Origin of the sequence: Nocardia sp. NBC_01499 (genome assembly GCF_045040275.1) — a bacterium.
Taxonomy (GTDB): Bacteria; Actinomycetota; Actinomycetes; order Mycobacteriales; family Mycobacteriaceae; genus Nocardia.
Genome location: NZ_CP109426.1, coordinates 7,930,587 through 7,950,858, shown reverse-complemented (window position 1 = coordinate 7,950,858; position 20,272 = coordinate 7,930,587). Strand labels below are relative to the sequence as shown.

Sequence of the window (20,272 nt, the reverse complement as noted above, 5' to 3'; positions counted from 1 at the left end):
CAGACACGAGGCGCACTCGCGCGGGACACGACGGGGCGGAGCCAACGTTTGCCCAGTTCGGCTAGGGCAAGGCCAGGGCCTGGCCGATCAGGGTGAGGTAGAGCGCGAGGATGAAGACAACAGCGGGAAGGGCGGGATAAGCAACGCGGTCTCGGAACCTCAGGGCACCGAAGGCGGGAATCAACAACAGCACTGCGGGGAGCCAGGCAATGAGCGAGCCGGGCGGCGAGTAGTCCCATGGCTGTACCAACCCGATATCGCACAGCACCGCGGCGACCGCGCAGAGCAACGATGCGACAGTACTTCCCTTGGCACCCAGCACATTCGAGTACAGCAACTCATCAGGTCGCCGTTCGCGCGACGTCTTTCTCGCGAATTCGAACTGCAGGAACGCACCGGCGAAGATACCGGCGACCGCCGCGGCCTGCCAGTGCGGGCGCACCTCGCCGGTGTCGATCGCCGAGACCACGATGTATCCGGTGACGAGCAGCTGCACCGGATAGGTGACAACAAGATTCACCAGAATGTTGGTGCGCACGGTAGCGTACAACCACTCGAGACCCCACAGGACCAGCCCGTAAGCCATTGCGACAGCGATCATTACGGCGGAACCCACGGAGAGCGCGAGACTGCCCGCGATGGCGCCGATCGCGATGAGCCCCATCGCGACCCGCAGCTCGCCGCCACTCACCGCGCCGGTCACCAGCGGACGGTCCGGGTTGTGCACGCGGTCGTATTCGAGATCCTTCTGCTCGTCGACCATCCGCAGATACAGCAGCACGAACGCGACGACGACAATCCGGACCACGGTGGCTCCGGTCGGCCGCCACGCTGAATCCGGCTGCGTGACAAAGGAAGCCGTGCCTTCGAGGGCAAGCACCCACAGCACGCCGTACAGCAGGTAGTGCGGCTTGTACATCACCGCGGTGAACCGGGCGATCCGCGCGGCCGACACCAGCGGGTTGATCACGCCCACCGATCCCACCTGGTCACCTCGGCGGCCGGAGTACGCCGCCCGGGCCCGTCGCCGCCGGGCAACAGCCGCGCGACCGGGACCATGGCCACCTGGGTCACCTCATCGAACGGGATACCGAGCAGGTCAGCGACCTCACGTTCATAGGCCAGGTGCGCTGTCGTCAGGCACGATCCGAGCCCGCGCTCGCGCAGCGCGAGCATGAAGTTCCACACCGCGGGATAGATCGAGCCATAGAAGCTCGCCAACCGCAGTGGCGGCGCGGACTCCGGCAGCCGGCCGAGCGAGCAGACGAGCACGAGCGCGGGTACCTCGGCGAGATGCTCCGCGAGGTAGCGGCCGGAGGCGAGATCGCCGAGCTGATCGGGTCGCGGGGTGCGCCCGGACAGGTTGGCGGCGAAGCCTTTCCGGTAGTACTCCGCGATCCGCCGCTTGGTTTCCCCGTCCTGCACGATGACGAATCGCCACGGCTGCCGATTGGTACCGCTCGGCGCCTGAACCGCGATATCGAGACACTCCAGTAGATCTTGTCGCTCGACCGGCCGCGTGAGATCGAGGCGGCGACGAAACGATCGGGTGGTGGTGAGCAGTTCGGCGCCCGTCACAGTTCGACCTCCGTTTCCTCGAAATCCAGTTCGTCGTCGGCGAATTCGAGATCGACCTCGGCCGCGACCGCGTCGGACTGGCGGATCTCGCAGTGGATCACGGTCCGATCGGCCTGCTGCCCGGTGATCTCCGCGGCGCACTCGGCGGGCCGGTCCAGTTCCACGAAACGCTCGAAAGTGCTTCCGATGCATTCCAATCGGGGCGAGCGGTGCAGCACCATGGCCAGCGCGGTCTGCCTGCACGCCTCGATCAGCAGGCTGCCTGGAACGTGGTCGAGCTGGTGATCGAACAGAAACGGATGGCCGAGATCGGGAACCAACTCAGCGCGTGCGGTGGCCTCGGACAGCTGCGGCGCGGCGATCACGACATTGCGCCAGTTCTCCCGCCCGACCTCGGCCGAGACCGCGCGATCGGCGAGCGCCGAAGCACCCAGAAATGCGCCTAGGCCAAGGCTTTTCCGGAAGGCGTCGCGCAGTGAGGTCCATTGCCGCGCCGTTACCCAGGAAAACGAACCGTCGACGGTCATCATCGACTCGGCGCCACAGTCGATTTCGAGCACCATGTCCAGACCGTGCACCGTCTCGCCGCGCACGTGCCGTCGCGGTACCCGCGCGCGCATCACGAGATCTGCGGGGGCGGTGCCGATTTCCCATGCCGCGGTGTCCGCGCCGGTGCCGTTGAAGGTGCGCACGATGAACGCCATATCGGCGGGCACGCCGTAGAACTCGTGGCTGAGCGCGATGGCGGCCTGCCTGGCCGCCTCCATCACCAGCAGCGGATCGTGGCGCAGGGCGAGCGACCCGGTGTGGTCACCGTAATAGGCGTGCATCCTTGGTAATTGGGCACCGACCACGAACTCGTCCTCGGCGACGGTGTCCAGCGAGGTGACGAACACCTCGGACACCGCGCACCGATGCGCCAGCGCGCGCGAGATCGTGCGCAGATGGGTCGCCGTCTTCACCGCTTCCACGTTCGCCGTCACGGTCGTTCCTCCAGCCAGTCTTTCGCGGACACCGGTCGCAGCGTTTGCGGCTGCGTGCCGACCCGCATCGGGAGTACATAGGACCCGAGCACGATCACCGACCACGGATCGAGTTCCCTGGCCTCGGCCCACGCGGAATACAGCAGCCGCGCGCAGTCCGCGTCCGACTGTGCGTCGAAACCGGGTGCGACCGTGGCACCGGCCGCCTCGAGGTCGCGCAGAATCCGCTCGGTCGCAGCGGCACGGTCGAAGCTGCGCGCGGGTGTCCGCGCGTACAGGTCGTTCGCGATCGCGAGGGCGTCGGACGAGCGGTTGGCACCCGCACCCGCCTCCGCGATCACCGTCGCCCGGCGGTGCTCGTCCAGGTAGATGGCGAGCTCCCGCAGCACATCGGCGGGATCGTCGGGCGAATGCACCAGATTCAGCAGATAGCTGTGCCGGCCGAGCAGATAGCGCAGCTCGCCTGGCCTACGTTTACGTGGGTCGGTGGGGCCCTTGGCCTCGGTAAGGCGCACGGGGACAGGCAGTTCCGCGTCCGCGCCGCGCACGACGAGCACCAGCACATCGGAGATGCCGACGAGCAGGTCGGCCAGGCGCCTGCGTTCGGGCGAGGCGATGTTCCAGGCGAAGTACCACAGCGCGCGGGCGAAATGCCGGTCGGCGGTGATCCGGAAGGCCGAAACGACCCGGAAGTCATTGTCCGACAACCATTTCAGCGTCGGCTCTATCGACCTTGCCACAATGGCGTCCGGTTTCAGCAGCAGCATCGAATGTTCTCTGGCGAACTTCGCGGCATCGACGCCGAGGCGGTCGAGTTGGTCGACGGTCTCCTGTAGGTAGGTGTCGGCGGCATAGGCAGTGACCTTTTCCTGCTGCGGCGTCAGCGCGGCGAGCAGCTCGCGCAACGGCGCGGTCACCGGTCCGCCCCGAAATCATTGCCCGCCAGCACCTCTTCGATCGAAGCTAGTGGCACGCCGAGGTAGCCGGATTCCAGGCAGTAGTCCAGCAGCACCCGCAGATACTCCTTGCCGGTCGGCGGTGCTGGTTTGCCGAGCAGCACTTCGGCATTCGCCGTGTCGAAGACGACCTTGCGCTCGAAGTAGCTGGTGTAGAGCGAACCGATGCGCCGGTAGTACTCGCGCTCGATGGCGCCGAGATCGTCTTCGCGGAACGTCGCCGCGGGCACGAAGGTCGCGACCTCGAACGAGGGGTATTCGGCGAGCACGTCGGACACCTCGCGCAGCGACAGCGTGTCCTGGCCGAGCGCGTGGAAGGTGCGGTGCGTGGCCGAGTCGAAATCCAGTACGGCCGCGGCGATTACGTCGGCGACGTGGTCGACCGGCGCCAGCGAGAGGGTCGCGTCGTATCGGCCGGGCAGCGACCGCAGTTTGCCCTCGACCATGAGTTTGACGACGGTGTAGAGATTCTTGTATTCGCGGATCACGCCAGTGCCGCTCGCCCCGGTCACGATGCCCGGCCGGACGATCGCCCAGCGCAGGCCCTGATCGGCCGCCGCACGCACCAGCTGCTCGGCATGGAACTTGCTCTCCTCGTAGCCGTTTCCGAAGGTCTGGCCCGTGTCGAGTTCGTCCTCGGCGATGGTGCCGCCGCGCCGTCCGCACACGTACGCCGTGCTGACGTGCACGAGCGGGACGTCCCAGGTCTGGGCGAGCGCGATCGCGTTGGCGGTGCCGAGCACATTGAGTTCGTGGTAGTCCGTTGCCGCGGCGTCGAAGGCGGTGGTGGCCGCGCAATGCACGATCATGCCGACGCGTGCGGACAGGTCGGCGGAATCACGCTGGGACAACCCGAATCCGGGACTGCGGATGTCACCGGCGACCGGGCTACCCGCGCCGAGGACGGTGCCGTCGTTGCGGACTATGCCCGAATTGCTGTGCAGCACAGCGGCGACCGGGCGGCTCGCGGCGGCCAACCGGGCCACCACTTCCGCGCCGACCAGTCCTGTTGCGCCGGTTACCAATACGGTGTCGCGCGCGCTCATGACGCCACCACGCTGACGCTCGCCTCCGTTCCGCACAGGGGTGCACTGCGGCTCTGGTTCACTCGCTGGAACTCGCTCATGACTGGTCTTCCACAGCCAATGTGGCCGTCACCAGGCTGATGACCTCGCCGACCCGGCGCACGCCTACCAGTTGCTCGGGCTTATAGCGCGGGAGGTCGAACGACCGCTCCAGCACGACGGTCAGCTCCATCAACCGCAGCGAGTCGAAACCCATGTCCTCGATGAGTCGCTGGCTGTCCTCGGCCGGAGCTTGCGGGTCGGGTGCCATGGCGTGCACCAGTTTCCGGACCCGCTGCGCCACCGCGGCGGTCATGACGGCACCGCGTCGTCGCGTAGGTGTGGTTGTTGCCCGCCGGAGGTGAGCAGGTCGCGGGCCTCGTCGAGCGGCAGGTCGGTGTCGAGATAGCCTGCGATGCGCAGCCAGTCGTAGCCGATGGCCAGCGTGCGTCGCCACTGTTCCCGCGAGTCGAACGAGGCGGGGAAGCCTGCCGCCGCCGGATCCGCGGCGACCAAGCGCACCAGCGTGACGAAGTCGTCGAGGACCGCGATGCCGGTGGCGGTGTCGCCGGTCTCCGAGAACCGCACCTGCCGAGCCGATTCCAGCCGCACGAGCAGGTCGTCACGGTGCGGAGCAGGTGACAGCAGGATGCGGCGCAGGGTCGCCGACGGTGCCACGTCGGCGGGCAATGGGTGAATGCCGTAGGCGGACAACAGCACCCGCACGCTCATCGCGATCATCCGATGTGCCGCGATATCGGCGACGGCGCCCTGGCCATTCTTGACGGCACCCGCCAGATCCTCACGCGCGTTCTCCAGCACGATGTTCGACCACACCAGGTTCATCGCACACTCGGTGAAGCGCCGCGCGGGCAGCGGTGAGAGCGTCACGATCGCGTCCCCGCGCGCGGCGCCGGTCACGCTGAGCGCGGGTGCCAGCGCGGACGGCACCGGGGTATACGGCCGCACCGGTTTGCACATGGCGAGTGCCGGAGTGAGGAGTTCGCCACGGCGCCACTGCAATCCGACGAAGCCGAGCCGGAGGAACTCGGCCAGCTCGGCGGTGCTGTCGGGTTGCGCGCGGGCCAGCACCGCGGCGAGCGAATGGCGGAACACCACCGAACGCCAAGCGCGGGCACCGTTGTCGGAGAGCACGAAAACGTCACTGTCACCGCGAATAACGTGCACGCGCTTGCCGATGGTCCAGGTGGTGACCTTGGGCAGCCTCGCGAACAGAAGCTCGTCGGGATCATCGACGACACCCTCGACGCCGAGGTCGGTGGCGAGTTCGAGCACCTGCGTCCAGGTCGCCCGCTCGGACAGCGCCCGCGCCTTCGCATCACCGAGTACGCCAGGCAGCGCGTCGCCGTAGGTCCGCGTCGCATCGTCACCCGCCCACGTCGCCGGGTCGCTGAGATCGCGGTAGCGGTCGATGAGTTCGTCGCCGCCGATCCGATCCAGTTGCTGCGGCAGCCATTTGGTCTCCAGATAGCTTTCGCCGCGCCGCGCGGCCCAGCCCTTGATGGCCTGCAGCAGGCCGTCGCGTACCCAGTCGATCGACTCGTCGCGCGCCTTCAGTGTGCGCAGTGCGATGGCGTACCGCAGCGCCTGCTTGGCTCGGGCGGTCCACCAGTCCGCGATCAATGTCGTGAAGGTGGAATGCGGTAGCAGCGTGCGTAATTCGTCGATATCCGGGCCGCCGGTCCGGACCACAGTCGCACGCAGGAACCGCTGACATCGATTGAGCAGATCCTCATCGAGCTCAGTGGCGTTGGCGGCCTTCGCCACCTGTTCGAGCTGTCTGCGCAGCTGGGACTCGGAGCGGGTGCGTACCTCGACTCGTCGGCCGTCGATGAACAGCACGGTCGGCAGCGTCGGCAGCTCCTCGTCGCCGGGCGCGAGCACCAAGAAGTCGACGTCGGACCCCTCGTTACCGAATCCTTCGGCCAGTGAGCCCTCGAACAACACGGTCGAATTCGGCGGAACCGCAACGGTTTCCAGTGCGCGGTCGAGCAGCTGACTGACCCATTCGGCGGCCAGCGTCGGCTCGGGCAGGTCGTCCGCGGCGTTGTTCCCCTGCCGTCCCTGCGCACGCTGCGTACCGGCCCCCACCTGGTGGCGGCTATCGTCGGAAGGACCGTCCGCCTCGTGCACAACCGCGTCGGCCAGGCCGCCACCGCGGTACTGCTCCCACATGTACCGCCGCCGCGGCTTGCCACTCGAGGTGCGGCGGATGATGCCGCGCGGACCGGTAATGATGGTGACCGTCTGAGCGGGCCCCAATTCGCCACGAATGATCTTGCGCGCCTCAGTAATCCAGCCGCCGGGTTTGGACTCGGCGAACAGCGCGATGCCCTGGTCGCCCGGTTCGGTGATCGCGACGGCGGCGAGTTTGCCCTTGGTGATGCCGGTTTCCTGAGCGACGCGGGATTCGATGTCCTCCATGAACACCGAACGGCCGCGCACCTTCAGGCTCGACCCCATCCGGCCGAGCACGAATACCTCGCCACGATGCAGGAATCCGGCATCGCCCGAGTACAGTGCGCCGCCGATGATCCTGGTCGACGCGCTGTCGGAATCGTCGGAGTAGCCGAGCGCCACCGAGTCACCGACCACCACCATCTCGCCGAGCGTGCCGTCGGGCAGCTCGTTGCCGTCCTCATCGACCACCGTGACGGTCGATTCGGGGGTCGAGTAACCGAGTCCGGTGATCCAGCCCGCACCGTCGACTCCGTGGGTGTCGTCGAGCAATTCCCGATCGAGGAGGGTGACGGGTTCGCCGAACCGCAGCGTCGGGGTGTCGATGCGCAACGCGGTGATCGGGTGATGCCGCGCCGAGGAGGTGACCATCAGCGTCGACTCCGCCAACCCATACGCCAGCGTGTAGGCGCTCATCGAAAAGCCCTGGGGTCCGGTCAGTTTCGCGAACGACTGAAGGTCGGCTACCTCGACCGGCTCGGAACCGACGGCGAGGGTGCGCCAGCCGGACAGGTCGAGGTCGGCGATCTCCTCCGGCGAAACCCGATGCGCCACATAGCCGAGCGCGAACGACGGCGACGGCGAATGCTGGGCGTGCGCCATCGCGCGCAGCCAGCGTGCTGGCTCGCGGACGAACTGGTCCGGCCGCATCAGATACAGATCGCCCTGATTAGTGACGGTGGTGAGGAACGCGCCGACCAGACCCATGTCGTGATACAGCGGCAGCCACGAAACCATCGCCTCGCCATGTCGCCACTCGACCAGCGCGGAGATCATCGCGATGTTGTTGGCCAGGTTGTGCCAGCTCACCCGCACGCCGCGCGGGGTGGCCGTGGAGCCGGAGGTGAATTGCAGCAGCGCGCACTCGTCGGGCTCGCCGAACACGCGCTGCTCGGGCGCGCACGGGCGCAGCGTCGACGCGTCGATGACCAGTGGTTCGTCGGTGCGTCCGGCCGCCGTCGCGGCCTGCCGCACGAACTGTTCGAATTCCGTCGAGGTGACCACCAGCCGGGGGTTCGCCTGTCGCAGGATGGCGGCGATGTGCGCGATGATCTGGTCGAGGTCACCGAACATCGGCGGCGCGACCGGCGTGAACACCCCGCCGCACGCCCAGACCGCGTAGAACGCCGCGACACAGGGGAACCCGGTCGGCATGATCACGCACGCGCCGTTGCCGCTGCCCATCCCGTGCTGTCGCATGAGCGCGGCGATCGACCAGGTCAGATCGGCGAGTTCGGGGTAGCTTCGATATTCCCAGCCGTCGGCCTCGTCGGCCAAATAGATCCCGGCCTGCCCGGCCGGGCCGGCTAGCCAATCACGTACGGCCGCAACGTCTTTGTCATGCTCCATCGCGGACATCTCCTTCGGCCAGCACAGTAACGGTTCCGTTTGTGCCATCGACCCGAATCCGCATACTGGTCCGTACCTTTTTGGTTACGTCTTTGACCTGGACCACCGTGGGCACCCCGAGTTCCCGCGCGACGATCGCGACGTGGGTGAGCGGGCTACCGCGCTCGATGACCAGCGCCGACGCCGAGGGCAGCGCGGCCACCCAGCCGGGATCGGTCCGATACGCCACCAGAATGCCACCCGCCACGTCGCACGGCTCGTCGACCACGACCGCGGTGCCCTCGACGATCCCGGAGGCCGACGGCGTGCCAGCGAGCACTGTTCCTGCCTCGGCTGCCGGGGTATCGGTGATCGGCACCCAGCCCTTGGCAGCCAGCTCGGCCCGGCCGAACGCAGGCCCGACGGTGACGAACCTGGCCGGAGCCACCAGCCCGGAATCCCTGGCGCGCTGCGCTTTTCGCGCGGCGACAAGCTCACGCAGGTCCACGGTGTCGGCATCGTCATAGCAGCCGCGCAGTTCCTGCACGGTCAGGTAGAACACGTCGGAGAACTCGTCGATGACGCCGCGTTCGGACAGGTCGCGGCCCATCACCCGGATCATTCGCTTGACCATGCCGAAGGCCCTGGTCCGGCAGAACCGTAGCCGCTCACGGTGCGCGGCGCAGCGGGATACCTTGCCGCGCAACCGTTCATAGATTCTGCGGCGGAAGCCGTTCAAGTGGGTGTCGAGGTATTCCTCGGCCTCGTCGCGGTGGCCGAGCGGTGCGTCCGGCAGTGCGCTGCGCAACATGACGAACAGGCTCGCCGGATCTTCGCGCAGGTCAGGTGTTTCCAGTTTGAGTTCGTCCAGGCTTCGATAGCCGTAGCGATCGATGTAGGCGTCGACCTTGTCGCGGAAGTCCGGCCGGTCGGCCAGCGCCGAGTAGATCTGTTCCGGCGCGGTCGAATTCACCAGGGCGGTGAGTTCGGGGTCGGCGCGTGCGGCATCGGCGAGGGCCTTCATCGCGCGGGCTGGTTCGGCAGACTCGACATCGGCGCCGGGGCCGACCACCGCGTAGAGGAACCACTCGGGTGCTTTCGGCAGCAGCAGCTTGGTCAGCAGAAACATCAAACCGGTGCAGGTCAGCAGGATCGCGTCGAGCACCATCAGCGGGCCCCAGCGTTCGACCAGGTCGCGGTCCACTTTGCGGTATGCCGCATAGGCTTCGGGGCCGGACAGCGCGGTGTAGTCGAGGGCGTCGTACTCGTCGTAGACGCGGTAGAAGTCGGTCATGAACTGTTCGACGATGTCGTCGATGCCGAACAGTCGCCGCAGATAGGTCAGCGTGGTCACCGATCGCGACCGCAGCCGACTCAGCGGATTGCCGAAGGTGAACGGGCGCAAGGTCTTCGCGATATCGTCGGCGAGCGGCTCGTCCACGCCGAGCGCGGCCTCGAGCACCTTGCGGTTCAACGGGTACCCCGGCGCGATGCCAACCATCCGGTACCAGTGCAGCAGGTTGTAGTAGACGCGGCCGTGAAAGTAGCCGAGCAGCACCGGAGTCCACCGTTCGGTCTGCCGCAGCTGCGCGTCGGGGACGCGGAGGGATTTCGCGTAGCCGTGGTACACCCGGCCGTAGATATCGGCGGCGGTGGTGTAGGTCAGCGGGGACGTGAGGCCGTTGAAGCTCTCGATGATGTTGGAGTTGTCCCAGATTCGCTGTTCGCCGTCGGGCACGTCCTCGCCGGCGCCGCGGATGATCGCGCCGGGTCGGGCACCGAGCGCGGTGGTGATGGGGCGCGACTGCAGGAACCACAGGCCGTCGTCATCGATCGCCCACTCCACATCCTGCGGGGCATCGAACTCGACCTCCACCTTGCGGCCGAGTTCGGCGACCTCGGCGATCTCGGCATCGGTCAGCGCGGGCAGTTCGCGCCGTGCCGCGTCGACCTCGCTGATCGCGTAGCCCTGAGCGCCCTCGGCCACATACGACCGGTCCTTGTCCCCCAGCACGGTTTCCAAGACCGCGCCGGAGGACTTGTCGACCACCACCGAGTCGGCGTCCACCGCGCCCGACACCAAACCCTCGCCGAGGCCGTAGACCGCGCTGATGACCAGTTCGTCGCGCGCGCCGCTGATCGGATTCGCCGTGAACAGCACGCCGCTGGCCCTTGCCGCGATCAAACGTTGCAGCACAACGGCGACCGCGCCCGCTCTCGGCTGCCTGTTGGCGAATGCGTAACGCAGCGAGCGCTCCGAGAACGCGGACGCCCAGCAGTCGCGCACCCGGTCGAGCACCGCGTCGATGCCGTTGACGTTCAGGAAGGTATCGAACTGGCCCGCGTACGAGTGCTCGGGGCCGTCCTCGGCGAGCACCGACGAGCGCACCGCGATCGGGCCGTCGAGTCGCGCGTAGGCGTCGGCGATCAGCTCACGAATCGCGCGCGGCAGTGACGTCGCGGCGATCTCGGCGCGCAACGCGGCACCGGCGGTGAGTGCCGCATCCAGGTCTTGCAGCAGTGTGACCTCAGTCACTCTTCGGAGCAGATCGGTCTCGGCGGTGAACCGCGCGAAGACATCGGTGCCGAGCACGGTCCAGTCCGGGACCCGAAACCCGCTCTGCCGCAGGCGGTGCAGGCCGCGCGCTTTACCGCCACCGACGGCGGCGATCGTCGCGATATCGGTCCACGGTCCAAGCACCTGCACGGCATGCTCCCATCACCCCAGATCATCGTGCCGCAACAGCACGCACCGACTCGTTCGGGCCGAGCAGAAACTAATGGGGTTTGTTTGGATATATCCGAGAATTCACCGCAGCGTTAGCCCACAATCCTAGGTGCTCGGTGCGGCAACCGCCCCCGCGCGCGGCGACCGTTAAGCTACAAAGCAGTTTCGGTGTGTTCGGTGAGGATGTGATTCGGGCGGTGAGTTGGACCTTCACTCCGGACGAGTTCGCCCACCTGTGGCGCGAAACCGACCTCGACCGGCATCCGTACCCGCTGCGCATCCTCGAGACGCCGCGCACCGAGGACGAGGCAGACCGACTGCGCGCGACACTGAACGAGCGGCTGCCGCTGCGCGCCGACCCGGATCTGAGCGCCTGCCTGCGCATTCTCGCGACACCGCACACCAGGATCGTCGCGATCGGCGGCACGCACACACCGGGCAGCGAGATCAGGCTGCTCGCCGCGGCGATCTTCGACCGGGCCGTGCTCGCCGTGCAGGAACCAGGCTCGACCCCGGATTTCGGCGGCCGCGTACGCCTCTCGATCGGGCACAGCGGCAAACTGGGTGCCCGGATCGCCAGCCTGCTGCCCGCCGCTCAACCCGGTCACGAACCCGCTCGCGTCGCACCGACGGACGCGGTCCGCGACGAGGAGACGGTGGTCGCGCAACAGCCGACGGCGCCGCGAATCCGCAAGCTGCTGCTGAAACCGCACAGCGCGGAAGGCCATATCCGGATCGAGCCAGCGCTGGATCGTCCCACTCCGGCACCGCCGATCCACTACACCTGGTTCGACGTCAAAGGCGACGGGCGATATCTGATCAGGGCGGGCAAGGAAGTCCACATCACCCCCGCCTCGGCCGAGCAGATCGGCGCGCAGCTGCAGAAGCGCATCCAATCGTGAGCGTGCCGACTGATAACCACCGCTGCCCGTTGGATCGGCCACGGGCTAGTCTGAGGCTGACCGACCATCTCAGGGGTGTGCGATGACGATCGAGACCAGCCGAGCCGATATCGCCCGGTTCAAGCAGGCGGCCCAGGCAGGCACCGTCCAGTTCGATCCGGCCGCGGCGCGGCGCTGCGCCGAGACCTACGACCAGCAGGCCGAACGGCTTATCCACCTGCAACAGCGCCTCGAAACCGCCTCGGAGCTCGGCGGATTCGGCGGATTCGTGTCGGCGCAGCAGTTACAGGCCGGGTTCAACCACAAGGCACGCGATGCCGCCACGTTGCTCGATCAGTACATCGAGGCCGCTTACCGGATGAAAGAGGCGTTCCTGATCAGCGGCGGGTTACTCGAAGAAGCCGACGCCGCCAACGCCGCAGCCCTGCGCGCCGTCGCATCGAGGCTTCCGCGATGACCGGCACCGACCCCGACTACATCAGCTCGATGGAGCATTTCGAGTCGATGCGCCACGAAGAGATCTACGCCAAGACCCAGCAGATCGACGCCGCGGAGGTACTGCGCGCCTCGGTCGCCTGGCTCGAGGTCGCTGGCACGCTCAGCACCTCCTTCCCACTCACCCGCAGCAGCGTTGACCGCGTCATGGACGCGGCGGAGTGGAAGGGCGCGACGGCCGACGCCGCGGCCGCAAGCATCCACAGCTTCGCGGCCTCGGCGGACGAACTCGCCGCGATCATGGGCCAGGTCGGCGCCAGGCTCGGCGGTGTTGCCGCGGCGGCCGAAGCGGTCAAGATCGCGGTGGCCCCGCCCGGCTCGTCCGGGCCGATCGGTGCGGTGGCGCGACTACTCGAGGCCGCGCACGTCATCGACGCGAAGATGGCCGAGGAGGCGCTGCGGCAAGAGGCGGTGCTCGCGATGAACATGGTGTACAAACCGGCCTACGGGATGGCGGGCAAATCCGTTCCCGCGCTGCCTTCGCCGCCTGATCTGTCCGCCGAAGTCAAACCCGCGCCAACCGCGCCGCAACAGCAGCGGCCGGTGCCGCCGAGTCAGCAGCCGGAATACACCCCGCCGCAGAGTCAGCCGGACGGCACTCCCCCGCCCCAGCCGAACGGTCACCCGCCCGCACCAGCCCCGTCGGTACCGGAATCGCAAGCGCCGCCGAGCACTACGACGCCGCCACGACCGGTCCCGGATCCCCAGCCGACGCCGCCGACCACTCAGCAGGCGCCACCACCGGCAACCCAGCAGGCGCCACCACCGGCAACGACCCACCCGGCGCCCCCATCCGACGCACCGCCGACCCAGCAGGCGCCGCCGTCGACACAACCTGCACCCGCCCCACAACAGGCGCCCCCGCCATCGTCAACTCAGCAGGCACCTCCACCACCAACCGAGCACGCGCCACCACCACAACCGCCACCGATCCCCGCCCCCGCGCAACCGCCTGTCCCCCTTCCAGATCCAGGCGGCCAGCCAGGCGTCACCGGCCCGATCCCCGCGGAAAACGACCAACAACCCCCGTCAACCACCAACCAACCCGGAGTGGTGCCCGCACAAAAGTAACCACCACACCAAACCCATTGGCGCGCACCCCAACTGGATCTCTCACAACGCAACCACAGCCAGGCGACCACGCTGGAACCTCCACGTCATGTGCCTGACTGATAGCTAAAGTCGGGTACCGCAGGCGACGCGCCCAGCACTGCTCGGTAAACACCTGGGTGGGTCCACCTTTGCGGAGGTCTTTAGGTGCACCCGCCCAGGATCGTGCACTGAGGGAAGTCCGATGGTGCACTGCCCCAGGGTTTTCGGCGGTTCGTGGGATACCCGGGTAGTGCTGAGCACGTCGTGTGAGGTCCCCGGCTTTCTCTGCCGCGGCTTGGGAGGCAAAGGTGGCAGTTGGGAGCGGGAGGACTGGCTGTGGTGCCGTTCTCGAGCGTCATTCAGGCGGGAAGGTTTCGGAGGACAGGGTTTTCGTGATCAACGGGACACGGCGGCGGAAAAGTACGGGTAGGTCCGCCACCATGTCCCACACGGGGGCAACGTCGAAGGCCAACGGGACATAGTCGCGAAAAGTACGAGTGGGGGCGCCCTCATGTCCCGGACGGAAATGGCATTGAAGGCGAACGGGACATAGTCGCGGAAAAGCGCGAGTAAGGCCGCCACCATGTCCCGTTCGGGGGCGGCGTTGAACGCCAACGGGACATAGCGGCGGAAAAGTACGAGTAAGGCCGCCACCATGTCCCGTTCGGGGGCGGCGTTGAACGCCAACGGGACATAGCGGCGGGGAAGCGCGGGTAAAGCCGCCACCATGTCCCGTTCGGGGGCGGCGTTGAACGCGAACGGGACATGGTGGCGGGGAAGTTCGAGTGGGGGCGCCATCATGTCCCGTTGGTGATGAACGCACCCGTTGCCGGCGTCTAGATGGAGGCGCTGGTGCGCCGAACCGGTTGGTGCGCGACCGTATTGACGGTGGTTGGCGGGTTTGTTGTGATTCGGCTGCTGCTCTCGCTAGGACTGGACCGGTGCACTGAACCCGTTGGCGCGCAACACATTGGCCGCAGACACTTACTGCAGTCGGCGCGAGGCATGGCGGCCGTCTCCTCAGCCGCCGACCACGCTCAGACCTTCGGTGTCCTGCGGTGCCGTTCTCGATCGTCATTCAGACGAGAAAGTTTCGGGGGCAGGGTTTTCGTGATCAAACGGGACATAGCGGCGGGAAGGCGCGAGTAAGGCCGCCACCATGTCCCGCACGGGGACAGCGATGAAGGCCAACGGGACATAGTCGCGGAAAAGTACGAGTGGGCGCGCGCTCATGTCCCAGACGGAAATGGCATTGAAGGCGAACGGGACATAGTCGCGGAAAAGCGCGAGTAAGGCCGCCACCATGTCCCGTTCGGGGGCGGCGTTGAACGCCAACGGGACATAGCGGCGGAAAAGTACGAGTAAGGCCGCCACCATGTCCCGTTCGGGGGCGGCGTTGAACGCGAACGGGACATAGTGGCGGGGAAGTTCGAGTGGGGGCGCCATCATGTCCCGTTGGTGATGAACGCACCCGTTGCCGGCGTCTAGATGGAGGCGCTGGTGCGCCGAACCGGTTGGTGCGCGACCGTATTGACGGTGGTTGGCGGGTTTGTTGTGATTCGGCTGCTGCTCTCGCTAGGACTGGACCGGTGCACTGAACCCGTTGGCGCGCAACACATTGGCCGCAGACACTTACTGCAGTCGGCGCGAGGCATGGCGGCCGTCTCCTCAGCCGCCGACCACGCTCAGACCTTCGGTGTCCTGCGGTGCCGTTCTCGATCGTCATTCAGACGAGAAAGTTTCGGGGGCAGGGTTTTCGTGATCAAACGGGACATAGCGGCGGGAAGGCGCGAGTAAGGCCGCCACCATGTCCCGCACGGGGACAGCGATGAAGGCCAACGGGACATAGCGGCGGAAAAGTACGAGTGGGCGCGCGCTCATGTCCCAGACGGAAATGGCATTGAAGGCGAACGGGACATGGTGGCTGGGAAGCGCGGGTAAAGCCGCCACCATGTCCCGCACGGGGACAACGTTGAAGATCAACGGGACATAGCGGCGGAAAAGTACGAGTGGAGGCGCCATCATGTCCCAGACGGAAATGGCATTGAAGGCGAACGGGACATAGTCGCGGAGAAGCGCGAGTAAGGCCGCCACCATGTCCCGCACGGGGACAACGTTGAACGCGAACGGGACATAGTGGCAGGGAAGTTCGAGGGGGGCGCCATCATGTCCCGTTGGTGATGAACGCACCCGTTGTCGGCGTCAAGCTGGAGGCGCTGGTGCTCCGAACCAGTTGGCGCGCGACCGTATTGGCGGGCTTGTTGTAGTTCGGCTGCTGCTTTCGCTAGAACCGGGCCGGTGCACTGAACCCGTTGGCGCGCAACGCATTGGCTGCGGACATTTGCTGTAGTCGGCGCGAGGCATGGCGGCTGTCTCCTCCGCCCGCCGACCACCGACCACGGGCGCACCGTCGACGCCCTGCGGTGAACGGTCCACGGGCGCACCGTCGACGTCCCGCGGTGAACAGTCCACGGGCGCACCGTGGACGTCCCGCGGTGAACAGTCCACGGGCGCACCGTGGACGTCCCGCAGTGAACAGTCCACGGGCGCACCGTCGACGTCCCGCAGTGAACAGTCCACGGGCGCACCGTGGACGTTCTGCGGTGCAGCTCACGCGACGTAAGTGGCGTGCAGTTGATGTAGGTTGCGGCCTGGGTCAGGAGCGTGCAACGTGCGTTGAGTCGGTTAGGGGGCGACTTTGACTAGGTCGTCGGCGTGGATTACTGGGCGTTGCATGGTGTCTGGGAGTTCGGCGGTGGAGTGGCCTAGCATGCTCGCGAGTTCGGTGCTGTCGTAGGCGACTACGCCGCGGGCTATGACTTGGTTGTCGGGGGCTACTAGGTCTACTACGTCGCCGCCGTAGAAGCGGCCGCGTAGGGCGGTGATGCCTGCGGCTAGTAGGGAGCGGCGGGCGGCTACGGCGTGGGCGGCGCCGTCGTCGATGAGTAGGGCGCCTCGGCTGTCGGCGGCGTGGCGGACCCAGAACTTGCGGGCGGACAGGCGGATTGGGCGGGCGGCGAATGCGGTGCCGACCTTGCCGGTGGTCAGGGCTTCGTTGGCCGCGGTGGCGGCGGCGAGCAATACGGGGACGCCCGCGTCGGCGGCTAGGCGGGCGGCGGACAGTTTCGAGGCCATGCCGCCGGTGCCGAGGGCACCGCCGCTGCCTGCGATCACACCGTCCAGGTCGGCGCTGTCGCGGACCTCGGGGATGAAGCTCGCAGCGCCTTTGCGCGGGTCGCCGTCGTAGAGCCCTTCGACATCGGACAGCAGCACCAGGGCGTCGGCGCCGACCAGATGGGCGACGAGGGCGGCGAGGCGGTCGTTGTCGCCGAAGCGGATCTCTTCCGTTGCGACGGTGTCGTTTTCGTTCACCACGGCGATCGCGCCGAGGGAACGCAACCGGTCCAGGGTGCGCTGTGCGTTGCGGTGGTTTTCGCGGCGCGCGAAATCGTCAGCGCTCAACAGGACTTGGCCGACCGTGCGGCCATAACGCGCGAACGAGGTGCCCCACGCGTGGGCGAGCGCGAGCTGGCCGACGCTGGCCGCGGCCTGCTTGGTGGCCAGGTCGCGGGGGCGGGCACTCAGGCCGAGCGGGGCGATACCGGCGCCGATCGCGCCCGAAGACACCACCACCACATCGGATCCCGCGCGCATCCGCGCCTCCACCGCATCGGCGAGCCGATCGAGTCGCGCGGTGTCGAGCCCACCTTTCAGGCTGGTCAGCGCCGACGAACCGATCTTCACCACGACCCGACGCGCCGACGCGATCGCCAGCCGCGCCTCACTCAGGTTCGAATCCGCCCCGGTAGCACCCGAATTCACCGTCATCGCAATCGATCTCCCTGCGCAGCAATAGAACTCGCCGACACCACACCCGCCATCACCGCGTGCCGAACCCTCATGGCACCACTCGATTCCGGCCCGCCATCACCGCGACCATGCGCCAAAACCCTCATAGCACCACCCGATCCCGGCCCGACATCACCGCGACCACGTACCGAAACCCTCACGGCACCACTCGATTCCGGCCCCCAATCACCGCGACCACGTGCCAAAACCCTCATAGCACCACCCGATCCCGGCCCGACATCACAGCGACCACGTACCGAAACCCTCACGGCACCACCCGATTCCGGCCCCACCATCACCGATACCGGGTACCGAACCCTCATAGCACCACTCGATTCCGGCCCGCTACCACCGGGGCCACGTACCGAAACCCTCATGACACCACTCGATTCCGGCCCCACCATCACCGATACCGGGTATCGAACCCTCATGGCACCACTCGATTCCGGCACACCATCACCGCGACCACGCGCCGAAACCCTCATAGCACCACTCGATTCCGGCGCGCACCCACGTCACCGCGTGCCCAACCCTCATGGCATCACTCGATTCCGGCATCCGCCGAAGTGACGGGGAGTGCGCACGCCTACTCCTCGTCGTCCTGCACCAAACCGCGACGCACCCGCGACGCGTGCTTGCGCTCGGCGGCACTGATTCGATCGTCTTGTTCCAGCCGGATATCGGTGCCGCGACCGGTGGGGACCATGTCGATGCCCGCCGAGATCTGCGGCTCCCATTCGAAGGTGACGTTGCCGATGGTCACCGGGGCACCCGGCTCGGCACCCTGCTTGACCAGCTCGTCCTCGACGCCGAGGCGGGCAAGCCGGTCGGCGAGATAGCCGACGGCCTCGTCGTTGTCGAACTGCGTCTGGACCACCCAGCGCTCGGGCTGCGAGCCGCGCACGATGAAGCCGCCAGGCTCCTGCGGGTCCGCGATCACGGTGAAACCGCTCTGGTTGACCGCGATCGGCCGGATCACCGGACGCGCCGGCGCCGCCTTCGGATGTGCCTCACGGTACTGGAGCACCAAGTCCGCGAGCGCGAAAGTCAAGGGCCGCAAGCCTTCTCGGCTGACGGCGGAGATCTCGAAGACCGGCCAGCCGCGTGCGGTGAATTCGGCGGTGACCATCTCGGCCAGCTCGGCGGCGTCCGGCACGTCGATCTTGTTCAGGATCACCACGCGTGGCCGATCGGCCAGGTCGCCGAGGTCGGCGTCGGCGCTCAGCGCCGGTTTGTAGGCCGCGAGTTCGGCTTCGAGGGCGTCCACGTCGGAGACCGGGTCCCGGCCCGGTTCGAGGGTGGCGCAGTCGACGACGTGCGCGAGAACGGCACAACGCTCCAGGTGCCGCAGGAAGTCGAGGCCGAGGCCGCGACCTTCACTGGCGCCGGGGATCAGGCCTGGCACGTCGGCGACGGTGAAGGTGGTGTCGCCGCTGAGCACAACGCCGAGGTTGGGCACGAGGGTGGTGAACGGATAGTCCGCGATCTTCGGCTTGGCCGCCGACAGCACCGACACCAGCGAGGACTTGCCCGCGGACGGGAAGCCGACGAGGCCGACATCGGCGACGGACTTCAGTTCGAGGACCAGGTCGACCTCGTCGCCGTCCTCGCCGAGCAACGCGAAGCCGGGGGCCTTGCGTGCCTTCGAGGCGAGCGCGGCATTGCCGAGTCCGCCGCGACCGCCGCGCGCGGCGATGAACTGGTTGCCCGCGCCGACTAGGTCCATCAGTACCTTGCCGTCGCCGTCGAGCACCATGGTGCCGTCGGGCACCTTGAGCAGCAGGTCGACGCCTTGCTTGCCGTCGCGGTTGCTGCCTTCGCCCGGTTTGCCGTTGCCCGCCTTGGCGTGCGGGTGGAAGTGGAAGTCCAACAGCGTGTGCACGTTGGGGTCGACTTCGAGGATCACGTCCCCGCCGTTGCCCCCGTTGCCGCCGTTGGGTCCGCCGAGCGGCATGAACTTCTCGCGGAGTACCGAGGCACAGCCGTGTCCGCCCTTACCGGCACGCACGTGCAGTACGACACGGTCGATGAACTTGGACATTTCCGAATCATCCTCCTTCAGGACTGGTCGATCGCAGTGGTACGTGTGTGAAAACGCGCTGGTTCTTCTGAAAACGCGAAAACGGGCCAGGGTTGCGACCCTGACCCGCTCGGCTGTTGTCTGGAGAGGTAAGGCCTAGGCCTCGACCGGCTCCGGGACGACGATGTTGACGGTCTTGCGTCCGCGCTTGGTGCCGAACTCGACCGCGCCCGCCGCGAGGGCGAACAGGGTGTCGTCACCGCCACGGCCGACGTTCACGCCGGGGTGGAAGTGGGTTCCGCGCTGACGCACCAGGATCTCGCCTGCGTTGACCTTCTGGCCGCCGAAACGCTTGACGCCGAGGCGCTGGGCGTTGGAATCGCGACCGTTCCGGGAGCTGGACGCACCCTTCTTGTGTGCCATAGCTGAATCTCCTCGGGATGTCTTACTTGATGCCGGTGACCTTGATGACCGTCAGCGGCTGACGGTGACCCTGACGCTTGTGGTAGCCGGTCTTGTTCTTGAACTTGTGGATGCGGATCTTCGGGCCTTTTGTCTGCTCGACGACCTCTGCGGCCACGGAGACCTTGGCCAGCTTTGCGGCGTCGGTGGTCAGGTCGGCCCCGTCAACGACGAGAACCGGATCCAGGGCGACGGAAGTGCCCGGCTTACCCTCGATCTTCTCGACCTTCACCAGGTCACCGACCGCGACCTTGTACTGCTTTCCGCCGGTCTTGACGATCGCGTACGTTGCCATCGGTCGGCTTCCTCCACTCGATTAAGTACAGTCATGTTTCT

The 20,272-nt window shown here is 67.0% G+C and carries 18 protein-coding genes; 3 read left to right on the top strand and 15 right to left on the bottom strand.

Annotated elements, in window-relative coordinates:
* Positions 1-61 precede the first annotated feature (61 nt).
* The 8 genes from OG203_RS36390 to OG203_RS36355 all read right to left on the bottom strand — a co-directional run bounded on the left by OG203_RS36390 (position 62) and on the right by OG203_RS36355 (position 11,095).
* Positions 62-985 (bottom strand): hypothetical protein, encoded by a 924-nt coding sequence (locus OG203_RS36390; RefSeq protein ID WP_405161731.1) that lies wholly within the window; start codon positions 983-985, stop codon positions 62-64.
* Positions 967-1,578 (bottom strand): nitroreductase family protein, encoded by a 612-nt coding sequence (locus OG203_RS36385; RefSeq protein ID WP_405161730.1) that lies wholly within the window; start codon positions 1,576-1,578, stop codon positions 967-969. Before OG203_RS36385 ends, OG203_RS36390 begins: the two co-directional genes overlap by 19 nt.
* Positions 1,575-2,561 (bottom strand): ScbA/BarX family gamma-butyrolactone biosynthesis protein, encoded by a 987-nt coding sequence (locus tag OG203_RS36380; RefSeq protein ID WP_405161729.1) that lies wholly within the window; start codon positions 2,559-2,561, stop codon positions 1,575-1,577. Before OG203_RS36380 ends, OG203_RS36385 begins: the two co-directional genes overlap by 4 nt.
* A complete protein-coding gene (locus tag OG203_RS36375) occupies positions 2,558-3,478 on the bottom strand; it encodes a nucleoside-diphosphate kinase (RefSeq protein WP_405161728.1) in 921 nt (306 codons plus the stop codon). The genes OG203_RS36380 and OG203_RS36375 overlap by 4 nt, the downstream gene beginning before the upstream one ends.
* The gene (locus OG203_RS36370) at positions 3,475-4,563 is read right to left on the bottom strand and encodes an SDR family oxidoreductase (RefSeq protein ID WP_405161727.1); all 1,089 of its coding nucleotides are present in this window, start codon (positions 4,561-4,563) and stop codon (positions 3,475-3,477) included. The genes OG203_RS36375 and OG203_RS36370 overlap by 4 nt, the downstream gene beginning before the upstream one ends.
* A gap of 76 nt (positions 4,564-4,639) precedes the next feature.
* A complete protein-coding gene (locus OG203_RS36365) occupies positions 4,640-4,897 on the bottom strand; it encodes an acyl carrier protein (RefSeq protein WP_405161726.1) in 258 nt (85 codons plus the stop codon).
* Entirely contained in the window at positions 4,894-8,409 is a 3,516-nt protein-coding gene (locus OG203_RS36360) for an AMP-binding protein (protein WP_405161725.1), read from the bottom strand. The genes OG203_RS36365 and OG203_RS36360 overlap by 4 nt, the downstream gene beginning before the upstream one ends.
* On the bottom strand, positions 8,399-11,095 hold the full coding sequence (locus tag OG203_RS36355; RefSeq protein WP_405161724.1) for a phosphoenolpyruvate synthase: 2,697 nt from the start codon (positions 11,093-11,095) through the stop codon (positions 8,399-8,401). The genes OG203_RS36360 and OG203_RS36355 overlap by 11 nt, the downstream gene beginning before the upstream one ends.
* Before the next feature lie 191 nt (positions 11,096-11,286).
* Here OG203_RS36355 and OG203_RS36350 point away from each other — a divergent pair, with 191 nt between their 5' ends.
* The 3 genes from OG203_RS36350 to OG203_RS36340 all read left to right on the top strand — a co-directional run bounded on the left by OG203_RS36350 (position 11,287) and on the right by OG203_RS36340 (position 13,584).
* Entirely contained in the window at positions 11,287-12,018 is a 732-nt protein-coding gene (locus tag OG203_RS36350) for an ESX secretion-associated protein EspG (protein WP_405161723.1), read from the top strand.
* Positions 12,019-12,100: 82 nt separating this feature from the next.
* A complete protein-coding gene (locus OG203_RS36345; RefSeq protein WP_405161722.1) occupies positions 12,101-12,475 on the top strand; it encodes a hypothetical protein in 375 nt (124 codons plus the stop codon).
* Positions 12,472-13,584 (top strand): hypothetical protein, encoded by a 1,113-nt coding sequence (locus OG203_RS36340; protein WP_405161721.1) that lies wholly within the window; start codon positions 12,472-12,474, stop codon positions 13,582-13,584. Before OG203_RS36345 ends, OG203_RS36340 begins: the two co-directional genes overlap by 4 nt.
* A gap of 417 nt (positions 13,585-14,001) precedes the next feature.
* On the opposite strand, the gene OG203_RS36335 is transcribed toward OG203_RS36340, so the two are convergent.
* The 7 genes from OG203_RS36335 to rplU all read right to left on the bottom strand — a co-directional run bounded on the left by OG203_RS36335 (position 14,002) and on the right by rplU (position 20,231).
* Positions 14,002-14,406 carry a hypothetical protein gene (locus tag OG203_RS36335; protein ID WP_405161720.1) on the bottom strand — a complete coding sequence of 135 codons (405 nt, stop codon included), beginning with the start codon at positions 14,404-14,406 and terminating at the stop codon, positions 14,002-14,004.
* Positions 14,407-14,679: 273 nt separating this feature from the next.
* Positions 14,680-15,054, bottom strand: coding sequence for a hypothetical protein (locus OG203_RS36330; RefSeq protein WP_405161719.1), 375 nt, complete (start codon positions 15,052-15,054; stop codon positions 14,680-14,682).
* Between the two features lie 273 nt (positions 15,055-15,327).
* Positions 15,328-15,711 carry a hypothetical protein gene (locus tag OG203_RS36325; protein WP_405161718.1) on the bottom strand — a complete coding sequence of 128 codons (384 nt, stop codon included), beginning with the start codon at positions 15,709-15,711 and terminating at the stop codon, positions 15,328-15,330.
* A gap of 579 nt (positions 15,712-16,290) precedes the next feature.
* A complete protein-coding gene (gene proB, locus OG203_RS36320; RefSeq protein ID WP_405161717.1) occupies positions 16,291-17,433 on the bottom strand; it encodes a glutamate 5-kinase in 1,143 nt (380 codons plus the stop codon).
* A gap of 607 nt (positions 17,434-18,040) precedes the next feature.
* Positions 18,041-19,495, bottom strand: coding sequence for a GTPase ObgE (gene obgE / locus OG203_RS36315; protein ID WP_405161716.1), 1,455 nt, complete (start codon positions 19,493-19,495; stop codon positions 18,041-18,043).
* Between the two features lie 135 nt (positions 19,496-19,630).
* The gene (rpmA, locus tag OG203_RS36310) at positions 19,631-19,897 is read right to left on the bottom strand and encodes a 50S ribosomal protein L27 (RefSeq protein ID WP_040732806.1); all 267 of its coding nucleotides are present in this window, start codon (positions 19,895-19,897) and stop codon (positions 19,631-19,633) included.
* Positions 19,898-19,919: 22 nt separating this feature from the next.
* Positions 19,920-20,231 carry a 50S ribosomal protein L21 gene (rplU, locus tag OG203_RS36305; protein ID WP_040732804.1) on the bottom strand — a complete coding sequence of 104 codons (312 nt, stop codon included), beginning with the start codon at positions 20,229-20,231 and terminating at the stop codon, positions 19,920-19,922.
* Between the last annotated feature and the right edge of the window lie 41 nt (positions 20,232-20,272).